The organism is Acinetobacter sp. ANC 4173 (assembly GCF_004331255.1).
In the GTDB taxonomy this organism is placed as follows: Bacteria; Pseudomonadota; Gammaproteobacteria; order Pseudomonadales; family Moraxellaceae; genus Acinetobacter.
On record NZ_SJOF01000008.1, the window covers coordinates 75,172 to 97,208 of the forward strand.

18 protein-coding genes are annotated in these 22,037 nt (G+C 42.0%); 5 read left to right on the top strand and 13 right to left on the bottom strand.

What is annotated here, in order from left to right; translation table 11 throughout:
- Positions 1-2 precede the first annotated feature (2 nt).
- The 8 genes from E0H94_RS10840 to E0H94_RS10875 form a co-directional block, all read right to left on the bottom strand.
- Positions 3-527 (bottom strand): molybdenum cofactor biosynthesis protein MoaE, encoded by a 525-nt coding sequence (locus tag E0H94_RS10840; RefSeq protein ID WP_413773012.1) that lies wholly within the window; start codon positions 525-527, stop codon positions 3-5.
- A gap of 11 nt (positions 528-538) precedes the next feature.
- Positions 539-802 carry a MoaD/ThiS family protein gene (locus tag E0H94_RS10845; RefSeq protein ID WP_131326544.1) on the bottom strand — a complete coding sequence of 88 codons (264 nt, stop codon included), beginning with the start codon at positions 800-802 and terminating at the stop codon, positions 539-541.
- 1 nt (position 803) lies between these two features.
- Entirely contained in the window at positions 804-1,814 is a 1,011-nt protein-coding gene (gene moaA, locus E0H94_RS10850) for a GTP 3',8-cyclase MoaA (RefSeq protein ID WP_131326545.1), read from the bottom strand.
- Between the two features lie 128 nt (positions 1,815-1,942).
- Positions 1,943-2,554 (bottom strand): molybdenum cofactor guanylyltransferase, encoded by a 612-nt coding sequence (locus E0H94_RS10855; protein WP_131326546.1) that lies wholly within the window; start codon positions 2,552-2,554, stop codon positions 1,943-1,945.
- Positions 2,551-5,331: a nitrate reductase gene (locus E0H94_RS10860; protein ID WP_131326547.1), complete on the bottom strand. Its 2,781-nt coding sequence runs from the start codon at positions 5,329-5,331 to the stop codon at positions 2,551-2,553. Before E0H94_RS10860 ends, E0H94_RS10855 begins: the two co-directional genes overlap by 4 nt.
- Positions 5,332-5,390: 59 nt before the next feature.
- Positions 5,391-7,010 (bottom strand): nitrite reductase small subunit NirD, encoded by a 1,620-nt coding sequence (gene nirD / locus E0H94_RS10865; protein ID WP_131326548.1) that lies wholly within the window; start codon positions 7,008-7,010, stop codon positions 5,391-5,393.
- Between the two features lie 14 nt (positions 7,011-7,024).
- Entirely contained in the window at positions 7,025-9,571 is a 2,547-nt protein-coding gene (gene nirB, locus E0H94_RS10870) for a nitrite reductase large subunit NirB (protein WP_131326549.1), read from the bottom strand.
- A gap of 24 nt (positions 9,572-9,595) precedes the next feature.
- The gene (locus tag E0H94_RS10875) at positions 9,596-10,936 is read right to left on the bottom strand and encodes an MFS transporter (RefSeq protein ID WP_131326550.1); all 1,341 of its coding nucleotides are present in this window, start codon (positions 10,934-10,936) and stop codon (positions 9,596-9,598) included.
- 474 nt (positions 10,937-11,410) lie between these two features.
- On the opposite strand from E0H94_RS10875, the gene E0H94_RS10880 reads away from it, so the two are divergent.
- Together E0H94_RS10880 and E0H94_RS10885 are read left to right on the top strand one after the other, a co-directional pair.
- On the top strand, positions 11,411-11,998 hold the full coding sequence (locus E0H94_RS10880) for an ANTAR domain-containing response regulator (protein WP_131323402.1): 588 nt from the start codon (positions 11,411-11,413) through the stop codon (positions 11,996-11,998).
- 3 nt (positions 11,999-12,001) lie between these two features.
- The gene (locus E0H94_RS10885; RefSeq protein ID WP_131326551.1) at positions 12,002-12,991 is read left to right on the top strand and encodes an ABC transporter substrate-binding protein; all 990 of its coding nucleotides are present in this window, start codon (positions 12,002-12,004) and stop codon (positions 12,989-12,991) included.
- Between the two features lie 15 nt (positions 12,992-13,006).
- Here the strand turns inward: E0H94_RS10885 and E0H94_RS10890 are convergent, their stop codons facing one another.
- The 5 genes from E0H94_RS10890 to E0H94_RS10910 form a co-directional block, all read right to left on the bottom strand.
- Positions 13,007-13,804 (bottom strand): thioesterase family protein, encoded by a 798-nt coding sequence (locus E0H94_RS10890; protein WP_131326552.1) that lies wholly within the window; start codon positions 13,802-13,804, stop codon positions 13,007-13,009.
- A 57-nt stretch (positions 13,805-13,861) separates the two neighbouring features.
- Positions 13,862-14,539, bottom strand: a complete 678-nt coding sequence (locus E0H94_RS10895; RefSeq protein ID WP_131326553.1) for a class I SAM-dependent methyltransferase — start codon at positions 14,537-14,539, stop codon at positions 13,862-13,864.
- 83 nt (positions 14,540-14,622) lie between these two features.
- Positions 14,623-15,615: a biotin synthase BioB gene (bioB, locus tag E0H94_RS10900; RefSeq protein ID WP_131326610.1), complete on the bottom strand. Its 993-nt coding sequence runs from the start codon at positions 15,613-15,615 to the stop codon at positions 14,623-14,625.
- 97 nt (positions 15,616-15,712) lie between these two features.
- Positions 15,713-17,404, bottom strand: coding sequence for an AMP-binding protein (locus E0H94_RS10905; protein WP_131326554.1), 1,692 nt, complete (start codon positions 17,402-17,404; stop codon positions 15,713-15,715).
- Positions 17,405-17,507: 103 nt separating this feature from the next.
- Positions 17,508-18,137, bottom strand: coding sequence for a TetR/AcrR family transcriptional regulator (locus E0H94_RS10910; protein ID WP_131326555.1), 630 nt, complete (start codon positions 18,135-18,137; stop codon positions 17,508-17,510).
- A 143-nt stretch (positions 18,138-18,280) separates the two neighbouring features.
- Here E0H94_RS10910 and E0H94_RS10915 point away from each other — a divergent pair, with 143 nt between their 5' ends.
- The 3 genes from E0H94_RS10915 (at position 18,281) to E0H94_RS10925 (ending at position 22,026) form a co-directional block, all read left to right on the top strand.
- Positions 18,281-19,477 (top strand): isovaleryl-CoA dehydrogenase, encoded by a 1,197-nt coding sequence (locus E0H94_RS10915; protein ID WP_131264883.1) that lies wholly within the window; start codon positions 18,281-18,283, stop codon positions 19,475-19,477.
- 90 nt (positions 19,478-19,567) lie between these two features.
- A complete protein-coding gene (locus E0H94_RS10920; protein WP_131326611.1) occupies positions 19,568-21,220 on the top strand; it encodes a carboxyl transferase domain-containing protein in 1,653 nt (550 codons plus the stop codon).
- Positions 21,221-21,231: 11 nt separating this feature from the next.
- On the top strand, positions 21,232-22,026 hold the full coding sequence (locus tag E0H94_RS10925) for an enoyl-CoA hydratase/isomerase family protein (protein WP_131326556.1): 795 nt from the start codon (positions 21,232-21,234) through the stop codon (positions 22,024-22,026).
- Positions 22,027-22,037 lie beyond the last annotated feature (11 nt).

Here is a 22,037-nt window from a genome sequence, read left to right on the forward strand (position 1 = left end):
TATTAAACGGTTGCCGTTGCGGTGTGATGATGGTGTTGGCATGATCCATGATGGGTCTGTGGTGCAACAGGCGTTGTCACGGCAACATAATCCTGATCTTTACGGATACAGCAACCTTCTACATATTGACTGCTACCATCTGCATAAAACTCTTCCTTCCAGACAGGGACTTCATGCTTGACCCGTTCCACTGCTTCTTCACAAGCTTGGAAGGCTTCTCGACGATGTGCTGCATAAGCCATGGCAATAATTGCAGTATCGCCAATATCTAAAGCACCAATGCGGTGAACCACCCGAACATAGGACACTTGATATTTGGCTTGGATCTCTTGCTCAATGGCGCGAATCATTTTTTCGGCAACGGGAGCATAAGCGGTATATTTCAATGCTTTGACCGCTTTGCCTTCATGGTGATTACGTACCGTCCCGATAAAGATGCCAATACCACCACATTCAGGAAAATGTTGGATACCATCAAAATCACTTTGTATTAACGCGGTGGTTTGAACACGTGGGAAATTCTTCAAGCTCATCTGACTTAACCTCCTGCCACTGGTGATAGCAATACGAGGGTCATCGCATGTTCAATAATGGAATGACGCGGGATAATGTCTTCACCCACTGCACAGGCACAGCGTTCAATCAAGTTTTTTGCTTCGGGATAAAGTGTTATAACTTGGCTTAACGCTGCACCAATATCACTATGGGGTGGGCTGTAAATGACAAGATTTGCAGGCAATAATTTTTCAACTGCACCATAAGCTTCAATTTTAATTTGGATGGTTGAATTTGATTGCAACATATTAACCTCCGATCATGTGCATACTAATTTTTCGATGAGTTTGCTGGGCCTGAATAGCATGAAACCCTGCTTTTTTGTTCCAGATATAAGATTCAAGTTTCTGCTGAAACACACTTGCATTTTGTTTTGTCTGGAGTTGTTCAATTTCAGCTTTAAGCGCTAGCCCTTGTGTGGCAAATAAACAGTTATAAAACTCACCTTGAGCAGTCAGTCGAACACGATCACATTCACCACAAAAAGCATGGGTAATGGTGGAGATAATGCCGATCTGATGCCCATCTACCCAATATTGTCTGGCTGGGCTTCGAGTATTGTCTGTTAAAGGTTTTATTCTGAATTTGGTTGCAAGCGTATCTAAAATTTGCTGTTCACTGACCACATGGTCAGCGTTCCAGTGTCGGTCTCCATCTAAAGGCATAAATTCGATAAACCTTAGAGCAATACCTAAATCTGCTGCCCATTGTACCAAGGGAATAATTTGGTCTTCATTTTTGCCTTGTATCAGTACGCTATTGATTTTCAGTGGCAAACCGACGTCTAAAGCAGCCTGGATGCCTTCCAATACAGGCTGAAGTTGTTTTTGTGTGAGCTGAAAGAACTGTGCCGCATCTAAACTGTCTAAACTGACATTAATATTGTCTAGTCCTGCACGTTTTAAATCTTGCGCATATTTTTTTAAGTAATGACCATTGCTGGTCATTGAAATTTGTTTCAGTCCTATTTTTTTCAGTTTTTGCAGTTCTGCAACAAAATGCACAACACCTTGACGCATTAAAGGTTCCCCACCTGTAATGCGGATATGCTCAATCCCGTTTTGCACCATAAACTGGCAAAACTGAAATAAAGCTTCAAAGCTCAAAATTTGATGTTTCTTCATCCACTCAGGATGTTCAGGCATACAATAGACACACTTAAAATTACAGCGATCAGTCACTGAAATTCTGAGTTTACGCTTGCTGCGACCAAATTGATCTATAAATGCAGCATGGGTTTCTACCATAGATACTGTCATGCATGTTATTCCATGTGGAAATGAGCAAGTGCACAAAGATTGTGCTTATTTACTGATTGCACTTTCATTGTGCTAATAACTATGAATTAAGAAGCAATAAGTGTTCCAGCTTTGTGCTATCTCTGGGTTTAGTTAAGAAATTTTAATTGTTGGTACTGTTGTAGTTCATCGAGTGAGTTAATACTGTGAAAAAATAGATTTTTATTATTAAACCGTGCGACTTGAGGGTGCAGTTCAGCAAAACACTTTTTTAGACTGAACTGTTTTAGTTCGATATGCTGTTGTAGTTGCTTTAGTGCACTACGTTTTAACAAACAGAACGGATACAGTGCGCGTCCATTCAATTCGACATAAGCCACTTCTGCCTGTGCGTTTTTTGCCAGTACGGTATGAAGTTTCTCAAGCACACGGGATGGAATGTAGGTCACATCACACGGAATAAATAGAACATAGTCCGATGAGACATGTGTCCAAGCGCTTTTCATGCCCATCAGTGGACCTAAAAATCCAGATTCCTCATCTTGATAATAGGCAATGCTCGGTACCAATGCACGGTAAAGTGAATAGTCACGATGACTATTCACCCAGATAGAATTCACTTTATGTTTTAGGGTTTGATGAATTTTTAAAAGCTGAATCTGATCATCAAAAGTTTGCAAAAGTTTATTCATCCCATTCATACGTCGCGCTTGTCCTCCTGCAAGAATGACAAGATCAGTGGCAGGATAAGCTTTAATCATTCCACATCCTCCGTTTGACAGGCTTTAATTAAGCCACGAATTTCAGGTAAGCAAGAACCACAATTACCTCCAGCTTTTAAGCAAGCGGTAACTTGCTTTTCATTGGTAATGTTTTTCTCTTTAATGGTTTCAATAATTCGATTTTTACCCACTTTGAAGCAACTACACACCAATGGCCCTTCATTATTGCGCATTGAAATCGGTTGCCCCGCCAATAGTGCTTTACGATGCATGGCACTCAATCGTTCACGTTTAAATAATCCTGCAACCCAGTCTCGATCTGGCAGTAAAGCACGTGGGGCAATATATAAACTGGCAATCAGAATGCCATCTTTTAAGACAATGCTATGACTGATTTGTGCTGAATGATCATCGACATTTAACCATTCAAAACTTTCATCTTGAAATGGTAAAAGTTCTTTTAAATGTTTGGTAATGTCATCGTATTTACGGCGATCTGCCAGTTCATAACGTACAGCTTTGGCAGTGGTCACTTTGGTCCACCAAACACAGGCCTCTATAGAGGTCTTGACCATAGTGGCGTACTCATTACGGGCATAAAATACGCCCTGCCATTGAGTATAAAAAGGTTGCAGCATAACAGGTGTGTGCTTAAATTCTGGCTCACCTGAGATAGCATCCACCACAGGATTAACCACGCGACCAATGCGGGCATCTGAAGCAACTTGATCGTTCCAATGGATTGGGGCAAAAATTTGCCCACGACGGATACCTTGAGAAATAGCAGTTTTTAAAACACAGCGCCCCCAAGTCGATGCAACTTCGACCAAGTCCCCTTCTTTCAAGCCATATTTCAAAGCATCTTGCGCATGAATCTCACAAAATGGTTCTGCACGATGCGTACTTAAGTTGGCGGATAATCCTGTTCGACTCATGGTATGCCACTGATCACGAATACGACCTGTGTTTAAAGCCAGAGGATATTCACTGGTACAGGCATTTACAGGAGCAATATTTTCTACAGCAATAAACTTGGCTTTACCATCAGGATGGCTAAATTGCCCATTGGCATAGAGATGTCGTACCATTTCAATGGCCTGCTGTTTATCCCATACTGGCCACTGAATGGGGTTGAGATCATCGTATTCTTGTCCTGTTAGCCCTGTTAAACCTTGTAAATTGAAATAACGAAAAGTCTTTGATTCATCACGTTGTGCTAAGGGGACATTTTCACTGGCTGAAAGTTGTGCATGCTCGTTAAAAATTTCACTGACATTTTCAAAATTAAAACCAGAGAATCCCATTCTTTTTGCCACTTGCGAAACTGTCCACCAGTCTGCTTGAGCAATTCCCGGTGCATCTAAAAATGCTCGTTGTCTGGAAATACGTCGCTCAGAATTGGTCACTGTGCCATCTTTTTCTCCCCAACCTAAAGCGGGCAGTAAAACATCGGCAAATGCTGTCGTATCGGTATTTTGGCAAATATCCGAAACCACCACAAAAGAACATTTTTCTAAGGCACGTTTGACCTGATCTGCATTAGGTAAACTCACTACAGGATTGGTGGCCATAATCCAAAGTGCTTTAATTTTGCCACTTTCAACGGCTTCAAATAAATCAACTGCTTTTAATCCAGCGGATTTAGCAATGACAGGACTTTGCCAAAAGTTTTGTACCAATTGCTGATGTTGAGGGTTATCAATATCTAAATGAGCTGCCAACATATTGGCTAATCCACCCACTTCACGGCCACCCATCGCATTCGGCTGACCTGTCATTGAAAATGGTGCCGCCCCAACTTTACCAATTTTCCCACTATATAAATGGCAATTGGTAATGGCATTGGCTTTATTCACGCCTTGTGAAGACTGATTGACCCCCATTGAAAATAGGGTCATTACTCGTTCAGTCTGTGCAAATTTTGCATAAAACTGTTGTAATTTATCTAGTGTAATTCCTGTTTGTTGAGCGACATCTTCAATATCTTGTTCCGTTTGGCTACTGAGCAAAGCAGCTTCAATCCCTTGCGTATGTGCATCAATAAAGGATTGATCTGCACATCCATTTTGATGCAAATATTGTAGGAGTCCATTAAACAAAGCGATATCTTGCCCTGGAAGAATGGGCAAATGTAAATCGGCTTGCTCACAAGTACTGGTAAAACGCGGATCAACCACAACCACAAAAATATCGCGTTCAGCTTTGGCTTGCATAATCCGTTGATACAATACTGGATGACACCATGCCGTATTTGATCCGACCAGAACCACCATATCTGTTTGTTCAAAATCTTGATAACTGGCAGGAACAATGTCTTCACCAAAAGCCCGTTTATGTGCTGCCACAGCAGAAGACATACATAGACGGGAATTGGTATCAATATTGGCTGTACCTAAGTAGCCTTTCACGAATTTATTCACCACATAGTAATCTTCGGTCAGTAATTGCCCCGATACATAAAATGCGATACTTTCTGGGCCATATTGCTCTATACAGGTTTGGAATTGCTGCGCAATTTGATCGAGTGCAGTATCCCAAGTTGTCATTTTTTGCTGTGTATTTCTTCCGAGCATGGGCTGTAATAAGCGCGTTTCTAACCCGATGGTATCCGCCAAATTGCTGCCTTTAATACACAATTTTCCATAGTTAGAAGGATGTGAAACATCCCCCTCTACACTAACAACTTGACCTTGCGCCGTATGTTTGACATGTGCGACTACACCACACCCCACGCCACAGTAAGGACAAGTGGTTTTTGTGCTCTCGGTCACTGGAGCAGTCGAACTTTGGAGTTCCACAAATGGAATACTGGTCATACGGTGCTCCCTCTTCTTAGGTTAAAACTCATGGCAGCAAAAATATAATGGTTGTTGAATTAGCCTACTTTTTTTAATGCAAAATCCCGACCAAAAAGCAGCTTATTGCGAATATTGGAAATTGGGGTTTGATCTGCAATTAATTCGGCATACCAAGCGCCATCTTCTGTATCTCCAAACAAGACTGCTCCAATGACTTTGTCCTGTTGAATAATGATACGTTTATAAATTTGACGTTTTTCATCATTTAAAATGATGTCTTCAAAATCATCTTTAGGCTCAAAATTCCCTGCCGAAAACACATCGACACCACTGACTTTTAATTGGGTCGGAACCGTTGGGGCTTTAAAGGTCAGACTACCATGTTCTGCCAAGTGACTCGCGCAAATAAAAGCTTGTCCCCATAAAGGTTCGACCAAACCAAAGGTCTGACTGCGATGTTCAATACATTCACCCACTGCATAAATACTTGGGTCAAAAGTTTGCATGGTGTCATTGACCATGACGCCACGGTTGGTTCTGAGTCCTGCGCTTTGTGCCAAACTGATATTTGGTCGAATGCCGACTGCAAAAACCACCAAATCCGCATCTAACACAGTACCGTCTTTTAAACGCACTTGGCTGACTTGACCATCAGTACCGATTAGCTCGTCAGTATTGGCTTCGGTAATAATTTGAATCCCTTTTTGTTCAATGCTATGGCGAAGCATTTGACTGGCACGATCATCCAGTTGACGTTCCATAATGCGATTTATTAAATGTAAAACGGTGACATTCATACCACGGCGCTTCAAACCGTAAGCCGCTTCTAAACCAAGTAACCCCCCACCAATCACCACAGCATTACGTTTGTTTTCACAATATTCCAGCATGGTATTGACATCATAAATATCACGGAAACTCACGACACCTTTTAGGTCTGCGCCTTTTACTGGTGGCACAAAAGGTTTAGACCCTGTGGCTAAAATGAGTCGGTCATAATCCACCACAATGCCTGTTTGGGTATGGACCTGTTTGCGTGGACGATCAATTTTGACGGCAGGATCATCTGCAATAAAGCGCATACCTTTGTCGCGATACCATGCATGTGGGTGTAGCATAATATCTTCAACTGTTTTTTCACCTGATAACACTGGCGATAGCATAATGCGGTTATAGTTGCCCCATGGTTCTTCACCAATTACGGTAATTTCATAACGATCTGGTGCCATATCCAATAAATCTTCCAGACAGCGCATACCTGCCAAACCATTTCCAATCAAAACCAACTTCATTTTTTCTGAAGAAGGTCCATTGTTGGTGATATAAGTCTTTTGTGCTGTAGGACTCACCCAAACACGACCATCTTGAATTTTGGTTGGGAACACCAGTAGTTTTTGATCTTTATCTTCTAAGCAACGTCCAGTGGCTAAACTAAAATGCTGCTTATAAATGGGCGATGCAATGACGCGTTCACCTTGTAAGTCGCCAATAATGCCACGGCTCATGACATTGGCTTGGCTGAAAGGGTCTTTATTGCTCAGCGCATAAACACGTTTTTCTGTCCCTACGCGGAACAAAGCAATTGCTTGTCCTTCAACCAAAGCCCCTACGCCCGTATTCGGGGTGATGTCATTTAAATCACAGACCTCAACCCAGTTTTGATCTGGAAGCATATTTTTATCATTTAAAATAGTCATTTGCGTTCTCCTTATTATGCTTCAACCATTGGAATACGGTCTTCAGCGCGTTCTGCGCTGTTTAATGGGCGAATTTGTCCGCGTTCTTGGGTAAATTGAATATGCGGATCAGCTTGCTGCTCAGCATTGGCATTGATATAAGTTTGGAAGCGTTTACGAATTTCAGGGTTCTCAACTGCGGTACGCCATTCATCTTGATAAGTCCCAACAATGTGCTGCATACGACGTTCAAGTTCTGTGGCTAAACCCAGTGAATCTTCAATAATCACGGATTTTAAATAGTCTAAGCCGCCTTCCATGTTGTCGCGCCATACGCTGGTGCGTTGTAAACGATCTGCGGTTTGAATGTAGAACATAAAGAAACGGTCGATATAACGAATCAACATTTCGGTATCTAAGTCAGATGCAATCAATTCTGCATGGCGTGGTTTCATACCACCATTACCACAGACATAGAGGTTCCAACCTTTTTCAGTGGCAATCACGCCAACATCTTTACCTTGAGCTTCAGCACACTCACGGGTACAACCCGAAACCGCCATTTTTAATTTATGTGGTGAGCGTAAACCTTTGTAGCGGTTTTCGAGGAAAATGGCTAAACCGACTGAATCATCTACACCATAACGACACCATGTACTGCCAACACAAGATTTAACTGTACGTAATGATTTACCGTAAGCATGACCAGATTCAAAACCTGCGGCATTCAACTCTTCCCAAATCAACGGCAGTTGATGCACTTGCGCGCCAAACATATCAACACGTTGTCCGCCCGTAATTTTGGTGTACAGGTTGTATTTTTTTGCAATTTGACCTACAGCAATTAAGCCATCTGGTGTGACTTCACCCCCAGCCATGCGTGGTACAACCGAGTAAGAACCATCTTTTTGGATGTTTCCTAAGTAGTAGTCGTTACTGTCTTGCAAACCGGCATGACTTGGTTCAAGTACGAAATCATTCCAGCAAGACGCCAAGATGTTTGCAGCCGTTGGTTTGCAAATATCACAGCCCAAACCATGCCCATGCTGATGAATCAAGTCATCGAAGGTTTTAATTTCATTCACACGAACCAAGTGATACAGCTCTTGGCGGGAGTATGGGAAGTGTTCGCAAATATGATTATTGACAGTGACACCTTGACGTTGTAATTCAGACTTCAATACCTGCGTAACTAAAGGAGCACAACCACCACAAGCGGTCGCAGCTTTGGTACATTTCTTTAAGGCACCCAAAGAAGTTGAGCCGTCACTAATGGCTTGACAAATATCGGCTTTCGACACGTTATTACATGAACATATCGTGGCACTGTCTGGTAGTAAATCGACGCCACTGCCGCCTGCTTTCGCGCCCGAGTCGGCAAACCCTGGCATAATGAGACTTTCTGGAACTTCGGGTAATGCCAGACCATTCAGCATCATTTGTAGCAAGTCGCTATATTCTTTGGCATCACCTACCAATACCGCACCCAAAAGTTGGGTTTTTTCTGCATTGACTACAATTTTCTTATATACCAATGCAGCTTCATCAGCATAAAAATAGCTCAATGAATTTGGAGTCATGGCATGTGCATCACCGATGGATGCCACGTCTACACCCATCAACTTCAATTTGGTGCTCATGTCTGCACCAGCGAAAATGTTGCATTCTTGCTGCATCACATGCTTGGCTGCAATACGTGCCATGTCATAGCCTGGTGCGACTAAACCAAAGATTTTATTGTTCCAAAGCGCACACTCACCAATGGCATAAATATCTTCATGACTGGTTTGGCAATAATCATTAATGACAATACCACCACGTTCACCAATGGCTAAACCGCTTGAGCGAGCAAGTTCATCGCGTGGGCGAATGCCCGCAGAGAATAAAACGATATCGGTTTCGAGTTCTGAGCCATCGCCAAATTTCATTACATGAACAGCGGACGCCCCATCTTCAATAGATTGAGTGGCTTTTTGGGTATGAACTTTAACCCCGAGGTTTTCAATTTTGGTGCGTAATACTTTGCCGCCTAAGTCATCAATTTGCACAGCCATTAAGCGTGGCGCAAACTCTACCACATGTGTTTCTAAGTTTAGGTCACAGAGTGCCTTCGCTGCTTCAAGTCCTAATAAGCCACCACCAATCACCACACCTGTTTTTGCATTTAAACTTGCAGCTTTAATGGCATCTAAGTCTTCAATGGTACGGTAAACAAAACAGTTTTGACGTTCATTCCCCGGAATTGGCGGTACAAAAGCATAAGAGCCTGTGGCTAAAACCAATTTGTCATAGCTAAGTGTTTCACCATGATTGGTGGTCACCAATTTATTTTCTGGATCAATTGCAAGGGCTTTGGTATTTAAACGTAGGTCTATTCCATAGGCATCGGCAAAGTCTGCACGTGCAAGTGATAAATCTTTGGCAGTTTTACCAGAAAAGTATTCGGTTAAATGCACACGGTCATACGCCAAACGTGGTTCTTCTGCCAAAATGGTAATTTCTACTTCGTCACCTGCCTGCTCAAGTACACTCTCAATGAACTTGTGCCCGACCATACCGTGACCAATCATAAGTAGTTTCATATTCTTTCTCCTTAAATTTTTTACTTATGCCATGTTGTTACGATCAAGCACGGCTTGCTCGAATAAACGTTGTTCTTTCTCTTTGTGTTCGACTGAAAAGCGAATCATGAGCACAAAACTTGCTGCAATGACTACCAGTCCACCTAGAACCATCAGGCATGTTTGAATATCTAAGACACCTTTGAGTAGAAAACCTGCTGCAACCGCACCAACGTTGCCACCCGCGCCGATAATGCCTGCAACCCCACCTAAGGCATCACGATCAATAAATGGCACCAAGGCATAGGTTGCGCCGCAAGCCATGTGAGTAAACAAAGCAAATACTGTCATGGTTAAAATGGCCAACATCGCAGTGTTCATTTGTGAGAATACAATCAGGAACAGACCTTCCATCAGGATCATGCCGAACAAGACTTTAGTACGCCCATCCAGCCCTTTTTTGGTTGCAACCTTGTCCGAAATAATGCCGCCTAAAGCACGGGCAAACAGTGCCAAAAGTCCGAAAATACCCGCAGCCAAACCTGCTTCTTTTAGTCCAAAGCCAAAGTTTTCCACGTAGTACATTGCGACAATGTTATGAATGAAAATTTCGATACCAAAGCATGCCGCATAAGAGCCAAATAGAATCCAGACGCGATAGTTGCGGGCTGCATGCATTAAGATGTTTAAGCCACCTTTTTTCTCACTGCCAACTTGAATGCCTTGAGCGCGTAATTCCTTAAAGTTGCCTTGCGGACAATCTTGTGTGTATTTCCAGTACAGCCCGCCCACAATCAGCATCATGACGCCAGGAACAAGTAGGGCAATACGCCAGCCCATAGCTTGTTCAACACCGAACATCACTAAAGCTGAAAGTAAAAGTGGCATTAAGGCTTGAGTGGCACCGCCCCCCGCATTTCCCCAACCCGCAGTAGTGGCATTTGCAGTCCCGACAACATTCGGGGCAAACATGATGCTGGTATGGTATTGCGTGATGACGAAACTTGCGCCAATTGCACCGATAAGCAGCCTAAAGAACAGAAAAGATTCGTAACTGTTGGCTGATGCAACACCAAAGACAGGAATGCTGCCAAGAATAAGTAACGCAGTATAAGTTTTGCGTGGACCGTATTTGTCACAGAGTGGACCAACAATCAAGCGAACCAAAATCGTAATCGCAACGGCTGCAATATTAATATTCGCAATTTGATCTTTAGTCAGATGGAATTCGCCTGCAATGACAGGCATGAGTGGTGCACAGGCAAACCATGCAAAAAAGCAGACAAAAAAGGCGAGCCAACTCATGTGGAAGGCCCGCATCGCTGAAGTCTTAAAATTAAAAAGACTTATTGTTGTGGCTTTTTTCTCATATAAATTTGAAGACATAACCCTCTCCTTCCTGAACTGAACGTATATAAATTCCCACTCGGCAGGTTTCTCTGCTTTACAGGTCGATCAGAACGGACATCGTTGGCCGTCTTACAAATTTTTTAAGAGTCGTCTTTGACTCATAAGGAATAATGCAATTGCTATGCCAATATTAATATTAATATCTTAAGATACTGTTTTATTAAAATAAATTTATAAATTACGATTGTTTTTTATATTGATACTGAAATTATGTTTAATCTCAAGTATTGGATGATTACTAGAAAAACATCGGAATCTGAGCTTTTGCCACTAAATTGCACATTTTGCTTTGTAATGGTGCATCAATAAATTTTAGAATTTGCTTATTTGTATTGTTTTGTATGTTTAATCACCAAAATAGTACATCGGCATGTTTATTGCTTATTATTAATGCTACAAAATACACATCAGTTCTGCCCTGATTAGCAGCCCAATAGCGATAGCTCAAATATGCCAAAGCTTAAAATTGCCTTGATCGATGATGATCAAGATCGTGCCAACTATATAAAAGATTCACTGCTTCAGCACGATTTTGACGTGGTTGCCTGCTTAACCATCGATCATTTAAATATGTTCAAATTAGAGCATTTACAGGCCGATGTCATTTTGCTGGATATGGATCATCCACATCGTGACATTATTGAAAGTTGTGTGAGTCAGTTTGATTTACCGACTGTGCTATTTACCCAAAATAGCCAAAAAGACATGATTAAGAGTGCCATTGATGCTGGAATTACAGCTTATATTGTCGATGGTATTGATCCTGCAAAATTGGACAGTATTTTAGAAATCTCTATTGAACAGTTCAAAAAACATAAGAAATTACTAGCAGATTTGAAAGAGACCAAAAGTAAACTCGCCGATCGGAAAGATGTCGAAAAAGCCAAAGTTCTTTTGATGCAACTGCATCAACTCACTGAAGATCAAGCATTTCAGTTACTCCGTAAAAATGCCATGAGCCATCGAATTACCATGGGAGAAATGGCGCGTCGCCTACTCGATGCGCAAGAATTACTACAAACCAAGTTGAAGGATTAAACTATGTCTACATTAGAAAAAACACATATTCAACTTGGCTATATTCCATTACTCGATTGTATTTCTATACTTTGGGCAAAACATCGTGGTTATTTTGATGAACTTGGATTAAATGTCACACTGGTTAAAGAAGCTTCTTGGGCCAGTTTGCGAGATCGTTTGGCTTTTGGATTATTAGATGCGGCACACTGTTTATCCGGTATTTTACCCGCAGCCTCAATCGGTACAGATCATATTGGCATTCCATTTCAAACCCCTTTGGTTTTAAGTGTAAATCGCGCTTATATCAGTTTAAGTCAAAAATTATGTTTTGATCTGGGCATTACCCATAATGACACCGCAAAGGAAGTCGCGGCTAAAGTTGTGACCGCGATTCAACACGGACAAAATATTCAATTGGCACATGTATTTGCCAATTCCATTCATCATTTTTGTATTCGTGAATGGCTCGCACTGGCAGATGCAGAATTAGCCCAAAACATTAAACTGAGAATTTTACCGCCACCTTATATGGTAGAAGCCTTAAATAATCAGGTGATTGATGGCTTCTGTGTCGGGGAGCCTTGGAATACTCAAGGTGAAGTTTTAGGATTGAGTCAAATTGTGGCTTCTAGTCAAGATGTCATTCCTGAAATTGCCGATAAAGTGTTAGCTGTGACCAAAGAATGGGCTACAGCACATCCGAATACTTTACAAGCAATCACTCAAGCCATTCAAAAAGCCCAGCATGAAATCAAAACCATGCAGGATTTTAGCCAAATTTGGGCATTATTAACTGAATATGAGATTCTGCAATTCGAATGTTCAGATCGCATCCATGTTCAAGAATTTTATAAAATTCAAAATATTATTAGAAATTTCATAGAAGATACAGCCACCCCTAAAGTTGAAGATTTTGAATGGCTGATTCAGCAAATGGCAAAATGGAGCAATGTTCAAGTGAATCATGCTGAGCTTAAAAACTTAAGTCAGCAATGTATCATTCAACTTTAGCTTTTATGGTTTAGATTAGAGTTTTCGCAAGGTTAAGATTTGTTCGCTGCGACCAAAAGGACCATGTACATCATGCAGGACTGCACTGGTCAAACCAATACCATCTGTACCGTATTGCTGTTCGACATCTAAACCTAACCATTGTCCCTGAGGAATACGATACAAATGAATTTGCAAATCTAAATTTGGAAATGCCCAGCCCGCTTGAGGATCCTGACGTGGCACAACACCATTTGCAGTATCCACCATGCCCATCAGTTTGACAAAATCTGACGTGGTTTTACCTTCCACCATATTACATGGATTGGTTAGCCAAACGAGTCCTTTTCCTGCTCTACGGGACGCTTCAGCACGGGTTTCAATACTCTGAATATAACCGCCTGGCCAGCACTTCATGCCGTCCCAAACAGGTAATTGCTCTGGATGTTGAACTTTTTGGTCTTCAAGTCCCGCAATACTATGCGTGTCCTGTGTAAGCATTTTCCATGCACGAGCCACAATACAGGTTTTACCATTGGCTTGCATTTCACTTTCAATTAGCTCAATGGTTTTCCCACCCCGAATCATACGTGTGGTAATGCTAAAATCGCCAAATCCAATTAAACCAAAAATATCGAGACTAATGCGCCCTATTCGCATGTCATCTCGAGGTAAAAACTGTTCCAATTCTGCACAAATTACGCCTGTTGCTGGCGCCATATGTTGCTCATTTGGATTCCAAGCACCTTGTGCATGCAAGTTCGATTGATAATGTGCAGTTACACTTCCATCCGCATGTTGTTCGCGTTGTATTAAACGATAATAAGCAGGCATATTCATATCCTTTGTCTTTTGTGTATTCCTTAATTAAGTTCGTTGTTTCAAGGGGCATTATTTGACTGCACAAAATCCGTAATAATTTAGAATTTGGCTGTAGGTTTTAACTTTTTTAAAGCCAACATTGGATAAGAGCTGCTGCCCCATTCTTGGCGATACCAAGAAAAAATCTTGCTGTAATCGTTCAACCATTTTTTCACTTTGAAGCGTGGTTAAGCCATTATTTTCACACAGTTGCTTCAGTACAAAAATCTCATGTGCTTCGGTTTCTTTCATTAAGTCATAAGTCAGCAACATTCCATTGGGCTTTAGTTGAGCAAAGATGTCTTTAAAGAAGTTTTGCTTTGATTCCAATGGAATAAAATGAGCCACCAGAATAGATAATACCGCGTCAAAAGTATGAGTTGTGCCAATGGATTTTGTATCGCCATGAATAAAGCGAATACGGCTTAAAACACCTTGTTTGTCTAGATGTTGCTTTGCCTTACATAACATGACATGCGATGGATCTAGCGCAGTAAAGTTCCAAGTTGGATGCTTTTGCGCCAAATATTGAATTTCATATCCTGTTCCACAGCCCACCACCAAAATGTCTACATGTTCTTGTTCGGCATAATGATGAGTTAAAATGGCATCGACCTGCTGATGCGTTAACTCATAGCCTGGAATAAGCTTGCGGATATGGTCATCGTATCCATCCACCACTTGTTGGTTATTAAAGTCTTTCGCCATATTGCACTCTATTTAATAGTTATGTAGATGATATGAATGTGCTAAATGCTTTTTCATCATTGTGTACTGCTTTCAGATTTAGCTTAAGCCACCGACATTGCATCCAAAGTCAGTTCCGCAATCGATGGTTTTGGTTTTTCAACCGTTAAACCTAATTTTTGAAATAATTGTTGATCTTTGCCCTGTGCGACATTAGGTGTCGTCAGCAGTTTTTCACCTGAGAACAGTGAGTTTGCACCTGCCATAAATGCCAATGCTTGATCTGAATCAGATAAAGATTCACGACCCGCAGAAAGACGAATATAGCTTTTTGGCATAATGATACGTGCAACGGCAATGGTACGAATCCATTCAGTCACATCGAGCTTTTCAACATCTGCCAATGGCGTGCCTTCAATTGGAACCAGCATGTTAATTGGCACTGATTCTGGATGAATAGGTAAAGTCGCAAGTTCAAGTAATAGACCAATACGATCGGCAGTGTCTTCACCCAAACCCACAATACCGCCGCTACAGACTTTCATGCCTGCACCGCGTACATATTCAAGCGTATTTAAGCGATCATCGAAAGTACGGGTACTGATGATATTTGAATAATACTCACGCGAAGTGTCAAGGTTGTGGTTATAGTAATCGAGTCCAGCATCTTTTAAGCGTTCAGCTTGAGACTGGTTTAACATGCCTAAAGTCATGCAAGTTTCTAAACCTAAAGCTTTGACTTCACGAACCATTTCAAGCACATAAGGCATATCGCGCTCATGCGGGTTACGCCATGCTGCCCCCATACAGAAGCGTGAAGAACCAGACTCTAAGGCTTCTTTGGCTTCGCTAATGACTTTGTCTACAGCAATACGCTTTTCTGCTTCTAGTTTTGAATCATAACGTGCAGATTGAGAGCAGTATTTGCAATCTTCAGGGCATTTGCCTGTTTTAATAGAAAGCAAAGTGCTGACCTGAATCTGGTTCGCACTAAAATTTTGTCGATGGATTTGTTGTGCCTGAAAAACCAAATCTAAAAAGGGTTGCTGATATAGATTTTGTATTTCTGTGCGAGTCCAATCGTGACGAAGTTCCATCATGATTTCCTTATTCTGTTTGGTTTATTCAGACTTTTTCATTTTCTCCCTTTACCCTGAAGCAGAGTAAAGGGAAACTCCAAGTCAGAAGATCACGTTACGCAATATCTTCCAGTAAATTCAGCTCTTTACGCATAAATTCTTGAAGTCGGAATTTTTGTGCTTTACCTGAGGCGGTCATTGGAAACTCGGTAAAGAAACGCACATAACGTGGCACTTTATTATGTGAAATATGTTCAGCACAGTAACGTCGAATACTTTCTTCTGTCGTTTCATGGTGCTCATGCAAAATGATGCAGGCACATAATTCTTCACCATAACGTGCATCTGGCAGACCAATGACCTGTACATCACTGACATCTGGATGGGTATATAAGAAATCTTCAATTTCTTTCGGGAACAGATTTTCACCACCACGAATTACCACATCTTTGATGCGACCTTTAATTTTGACAAAACCGTCATCGTCCATTTCGGCAATATCACCCGTATGCATCCAGCGTGCGTTATCAATCACTTCTTGGGTTTTTTCACTGTCTTCCCAATAACCCAACATCACTGAATAACCACGCACACAGAGTTCACCGAGTTTGCCGCGTGGTACGACTTTGCCCGCTTCATCCACAATTTTAATTTCTAAATGCGGATGTACGCGACCTACCGTCCCAACACGTTGTTCCACCGTATCACTGGTCGAGCTTTGTGCACTCACAGGTGCCGTTTCGGTCATGCCATAACAAATGGTGATTTCCGTCATGTGCATTCGCTCCATGACACGTTGCATGATTTCGCGCGGACACGGGCTACCAGCCATAATGCCTGTACGTAAACTACTCAAATCAAAGTCGTTGAATTGTTCATGCTCTAAAGTGGCAATGAACATGGTGGGCACACCATAAGCTGCTGTACATTTCTCTTGCTGAATGGCTTTTAAACTATCTAAAGGATTAAACACAGCAGAAGGATAGACCATGGTTGAACCATGCGTAATACAGGCCAAATTCCCCATCACCATGCCGAAACAGTGAAATAAGGGTACTGAAATACACACGCGATCTTGTGGAGTCAAATGAATCGCTTCACCCACAAAATAACCATTATTTAAAATGTTATTGTGCGTGAGCATGGTGCCTTTCGGGTTACCTGTCGTTCCCGAAGTAAACTGAATATTGATGGTTTCATCAAATTGCAACTCACTTGCAACCACTTCTAATTGATCTAGTTGTTTTGCGGTAGGTTGCCCCAAAAGATCTTGAAAACGATGAATACCAGTATGTACTGCATCATCAATTTTAATCACATGTTTTAAATGAGGTAAACGTAGCGCATTTAAGATTTTGTCTTCAGCTTCTTGCAGCTCTGGTGCAATTTTGGTTAAAAGCTCTTGATAATTGGTGGTTTTAAATTGCGATGCAATGACTAAACCTTTACACGACACCTTATTCAGCACGTATTCTAGCTCGTTACTTTTATACGCAGTGTTTAGGTTAACAAGAATAATGCCCGCTTTAAATGCAGCGAATTGAGTAATGGTCCATTCCACACAATTGGGGGACCAAATGGCAAGCCGATCGCCTTTTTTGAACCCCAGTTTGAGTAAGCTACAAGCAAAAGCATTCACCTGTGCTTGTAGCTCTTGATAGCTTAACCGTACATTCTGATGCACACTGACCACAGCATCCTGATCTGCATATTGCGCGCATGCCTGATCAAATTTTTCACCAATCGTCATGCCCAGTAAAGGTTGACTGCTGGTTCCATACGCATAGCTTAACCGTACCTGTGTCATTTGAATCACTCTCCTTGATTCTTTGTAATTCTGATTCTTACTGTTTTATTTTGATCACAGAGATTACTTTGTACGGATTTGCCTCCTTTGCATATAAGACTATTTAATTACGATCCTGTAATTGCACAGCTTGTACACAAAAGTCTGCAACCTGTTTCACAAAGTAATCTTTGTAGTTTTGATCAAACATGACATTACGAGATGGATTTAAAGGTTCAATTACAACAAAAGTCATGCTTCCGACAATGCATAACGCCACCGTATTTAAATCTTCAAAACCGAACTCACCATTGACTTTCCCTTCGGCAAGAATCTCGTTAATTGTTTGTTTAATTAACTGTTTACTGCGAAAACGCTCATGCTCAACAATTGGATCTACAGGTTCGAACATGAGTGAATACGACAGTTGAGGACTATTCAGTGCCCGCTTAACAAAGGTCGTGACTGCCTTATGTAATTTTTGTTGTGCCGTTAGCTCTGCGCTGCTCGCAATCGTATTCAGAATATGAATTTCATGCTGAATCGCTTCAGACAACACTTCAATTAAGACTTCACTTTTATTATCAAAATAGCGGTAAACCAAGCCACTAGAAACGCCTGCACGTTCCGCAATCGCTTGAATTTGGGCATCTTTAAATCCCCCTTGAGCAATAAGTTCTCGCGCAGATTGCAAAATCGATTGACGATTTTGTTCCATTCGCTCTTGCATCAATGTCGATCTTTTATAGCTCATAATCTTATTCTCATCCAGATAAAATGAATTGTAAATCATTTTGTGAATTTTAGTTCACTTTTTTAAAAAATAGATGTATTGTAAAACTACAAGCACAACAACAATGCTTATTGGACAACAAATATAACCTCAGGATGAACAGCATGAACGCACACGTTCCATTACAACTTAATCTACAAACCTTAAGTTTCGGTTTAGATGAAACTTTGATCGCACTGCGTGATTCAGTTGCTGCATTTTGTGCAAAAGAAATTGCACCAATTGCTCAGCAAGTGGATCGTGACAATGTATTCCCTGCACACCTTTGGAAGAAAATGGGTGACATGGGCTTACATGGTTTAACAGTAAGCGAAGAGTATGGTGGTTCTAACCTCGGTTATTTAGCGCATATTATTGTTATGCAAGAAATCTCACGCGCATCTGCCGCTATAGGATTGTCTTACGGAGCACATTCTAACCTATGTGTGAACCAAATTAAGCGAAATGGTAACGAAGAACAAAAACAACGTTATTTGCCTAAACTTATTTCTGGTGAATTTGTCGGTGCATTGGCAATGTCTGAACCGAATGCAGGTTCTGATGTGGTCAGCATGAAATTAAAAGCGGAAGAACAAGGCGATCATTACCTTTTAAATGGCTCGAAAATGTGGATTACCAATGGCGGTGATGCTGATGTCTTGGTGGTGTATGCCAAAACTGATTTACAGGCAGGTGCTAAAGGCATGACGGCATTCTTGGTTGAAAAAGACATGCCAGGTTTTAGTTACGGTAACCATCTCGATAAATTGGGGATGCGTGGTTCAAATACGTATCCACTATTTTTTGACAATGTAAAAGTACCCAAAGAAAACGTGCTCGGTGGCGTGGGGAATGGCGTAAAAGTCCTGATGAGCGGTCTGGACTATGAACGTGCGGTACTGAGTGCTGGTCCTCTAGGCATTATGGATGCCTGCATGGATACCGTGATTCCTTATATTCATGATCGTAAACAGTTTGGACAAGCGCTTGGTGAGTTCCAGCTCATGCAAGGCAAAATTGCCGATATGTATTCAACTTGGTTAGCTTGTAAAGCGCTTGTGTATGCCGTGGGTGCTGAGTGCGACAAAGCTGAACATAGCCGTAGCTTACGAAAAGATGCTGCCAGTGCCATTCTTTATGCTGCTGAAAAAGCCACATGGATGGCAGGTGAAACCATTCAAGCATTGGGTGGTAATGGCTATATCAACGAATTTGCAGCAGGTCGTTTGTGGCGTGATGCAAAACTTTATGAAATTGGTGCAGGGACTTCTGAAATCCGCCGCATGTTAATTGGTCGTGAATTATTTAACGAAACGGCTTAATGCTTCTGGCTCACTTTATACAAGGAAGTTTATATGAATCAATTACAAACCCAAATGCAAAGCGGTCATGAAGAGTTGAATCTGGTGAAAATGCCAAAACAGAGCAATCAAAACATCACTTTTGCAAACCAAGGCTCAGATTTAAATCAACTGCAAAGCAAAATGAACAGCCGCAGTGAAGAATTTAAAAACAATCAGGCAACGATGTTGAATCTTGTGCAAGATTTAAAACAGATCAGCCAGAAAATTGCCTTAGGTGGTGGTGAAAGCGCGCGCCAAAAGCATATTGCTCGTGGCAAATTGTTGGCACGTGACCGTATTGATCAACTGATTGATGCAGGCAGCGCTTTCCTTGAAATTGGACAATTGGCGGCACATAACGTCTATCCCGATGATGTTCCTGCTGCGGGCGTAGTTGCTGGGATTGGTCAAGTGAATGGTGTCACCTGCATGATCGTTGCCAATGATGCTACGGTAAAAGGCGGTACCTATTACCCTCTTACTGTGAAAAAACACTTACGCGCACAAGAAATTGCAGAACAAAACCGCTTACCTTGTATTTACTTGGTGGATTCAGGCGGTGCGTATTTACCTATGCAAGATGAAGTGTTTCCAGATCGTGATCACTTTGGGCGTATTTTCTATAACCAAGCCCGTATGTCGAGCTTAGGTATCGCTCAAATTGCGGTGGTAATGGGCAGTTGTACCGCAGGTGGTGCTTATGTCCCTGCCATGTCGGATGAAACCATTATTGTGCGTAACCAAGGCACCATTTTCTTGGGTGGTCCACCATTGGTGAAAGCAGCAACAGGTGAAGTGGTCAGCAGCGAAGACCTTGGTGGTGGTGATGTACACACCCGCCTTTCTGGGGTCGCTGACCATTTGGCAGAAAATGATGAACATGCCCTTCAGATTGCGCGAAATATTGTAGCGAATTTAAATATTCAGCCGAATAAAACAGCGGAAGGAATTGAAGAACCACTTTTCCCTGCCGAAGAACTCTACGGTATTGTGCCAAGTGATACCCGTAAACCGTTTGATGTACGTGAAATTATTGCCCGTATTGTCGATGGTTCACGCCTAGACGAATTTAAAGCGCGTTTTGGTACCACGTTAATTACGGGCTTTGCCAAAATTTACGGTATGCCTGTCGGAATTATTGCCAATAACGGCATTCTATTCTCTGAATCAGCACAAAAAGGCGCGCACTTTATCGAGCTCTGTGTACAACGCAATATTCCATTATTGTTCTTACAAAACATCACAGGCTTTATGGTGGGTCGTCAGTATGAAAATGAAGGCATTGCCAAACATGGTGCCAAACTGGTAATGGCGGTTGCCACAGCCAATGTACCTAAACTGACTTTAATTATTGGCGGATCGTTTGGTGCAGGAAACTACGGTATGTGCGGTCGTGCCTATTCGCCACGCTTCTTATGGACTTGGCCGAACTCTCGGATTTCAGTCATGGGTGGCGAACAGGCAGCGAGCGTACTCTCGACCATCAAACGTGACCAAATTGAACAAAAAGGTGAATCTTGGTCTGCCGAAGCAGAAGATGAATTCAAACAACCCATTCGTGATCAATACGAACATCAAGGTCATCCATATTATGCTTCTGCACGTTTGTGGGATGATGGTGTAATTGACCCTGCTCAGTCGCGTCAAGTGTTAGGTTTAAGTTTGGCTGCGGCGCTGACGGCGCCAATTCAACCAACCAAGTTCGGCGTGTTCCGCATGTAAGGGGGTGAAAAATGGACTATCAATTTTTACAACTCGAACAGCAACAGCAAGTAGCAACGGTTTGGATCAATCGTGCTGAACTGCATAATGCCTTCAATACTACGGTAATTGAAGAATTGCATCACTGCTTTCAGCAGTTAAATGGACGAGATGACATTCGTGTGGTGATTTTAGCGGGTCGTGGCAAAAGCTTCTCGGCAGGTGCGGACTTAAACTGGATGAAACAAGCGGGACAAGCCTCACAAGCAGACAATGAAGCCGATGCGTTAAAACTTGCGAAAATGCTGCAAAACTTAGCAACTTTAAAACAGCCAACCATTGCGCGTGTACAAGGTATTGCCTTTGGTGGAGGTATGGGACTTGCTTCGGCTTGTGATATTTGTGTGGCCAGTACAGATGCGAAATTTGCCACATCGGAAGTCCGTTTGGGTTTGGCACCTTCAACCATTAGCCCTTATGTAATTCGTGCAATTGGCGCACGTCAGGCTTCACGTTACTTCCTCACAGCAGAACGTATTACGGCTGAGCAAGCATTACAGATCGGTTTAGCGCATGAAGTAACCACACCTGAATTACTTGATGCCAAAGTCGATGAAATTGTACAAGCACTGTTGTTAGGTGGACCTGAAGCACAAGCTGCGTCGAAGCAACTGATTCAAATGGTGAATCAGCAAAGTGTTGATGAAAGCCTACTGCTTAAAACTGCGCAACACATTGCCCATGTACGTCAAGGCGAAGAAGCAAAAAATGGACTAAATGCATTCTTAAATAAACATAGCCCAGCTTGGATTAAGGCAACGGCATAACGATAATAAGG

Bases quoted from the DNA above. Each gene is read 5' to 3' on its own strand.
- E0H94_RS10925 (WP_131326556.1), top strand. From the start codon at position 21,232: ATGGACTATCAATTTTTACAACTCGAACAGCAACAGCAAGTAGCAACG.
- E0H94_RS10885 (WP_131326551.1), top strand. From the start codon at position 12,002: ATGTCTACATTAGAAAAAACACATATTCAACTTGGCTATATTCCATTA.
- E0H94_RS10910 (WP_131326555.1), bottom strand. From the start codon at position 18,137: ATGAGCTATAAAAGATCGACATTGATGCAAGAGCGAATGGAACAAAAT.
- nirB (WP_131326549.1), bottom strand. From the start codon at position 9,571: ATGAAACTACTTATGATTGGTCACGGTATGGTCGGGCACAAGTTCATT.
- E0H94_RS10905 (WP_131326554.1), bottom strand. From the start codon at position 17,404: ATGACACAGGTACGGTTAAGCTATGCGTATGGAACCAGCAGTCAACCT.
- bioB (WP_131326610.1), bottom strand. From the start codon at position 15,615: ATGGAACTTCGTCACGATTGGACTCGCACAGAAATACAAAATCTATAT.
- moaA (WP_131326545.1), bottom strand. From the start codon at position 1,814: ATGACAGTATCTATGGTAGAAACCCATGCTGCATTTATAGATCAATTT.
- E0H94_RS10855 (WP_131326546.1), bottom strand. From the start codon at position 2,554: ATGATTAAAGCTTATCCTGCCACTGATCTTGTCATTCTTGCAGGAGGA.
- E0H94_RS10920 (WP_131326611.1), top strand. From the start codon at position 19,568: ATGCCAAAACAGAGCAATCAAAACATCACTTTTGCAAACCAAGGCTCA.
- E0H94_RS10880 (WP_131323402.1), top strand. From the start codon at position 11,411: ATGCCAAAGCTTAAAATTGCCTTGATCGATGATGATCAAGATCGTGCC.
- E0H94_RS10895 (WP_131326553.1), bottom strand. From the start codon at position 14,539: ATGGCGAAAGACTTTAATAACCAACAAGTGGTGGATGGATACGATGAC.
- E0H94_RS10860 (WP_131326547.1), bottom strand. From the start codon at position 5,331: ATGACCAGTATTCCATTTGTGGAACTCCAAAGTTCGACTGCTCCAGTG.
- E0H94_RS10875 (WP_131326550.1), bottom strand. From the start codon at position 10,936: ATGTCTTCAAATTTATATGAGAAAAAAGCCACAACAATAAGTCTTTTT.
- E0H94_RS10845 (WP_131326544.1), bottom strand. From the start codon at position 802: ATGTTGCAATCAAATTCAACCATCCAAATTAAAATTGAAGCTTATGGT.
- E0H94_RS10915 (WP_131264883.1), top strand. From the start codon at position 18,281: ATGAACGCACACGTTCCATTACAACTTAATCTACAAACCTTAAGTTTC.
- E0H94_RS10890 (WP_131326552.1), bottom strand. From the start codon at position 13,804: ATGCCTGCTTATTATCGTTTAATACAACGCGAACAACATGCGGATGGA.
- nirD (WP_131326548.1), bottom strand. From the start codon at position 7,010: ATGACTATTTTAAATGATAAAAATATGCTTCCAGATCAAAACTGGGTT.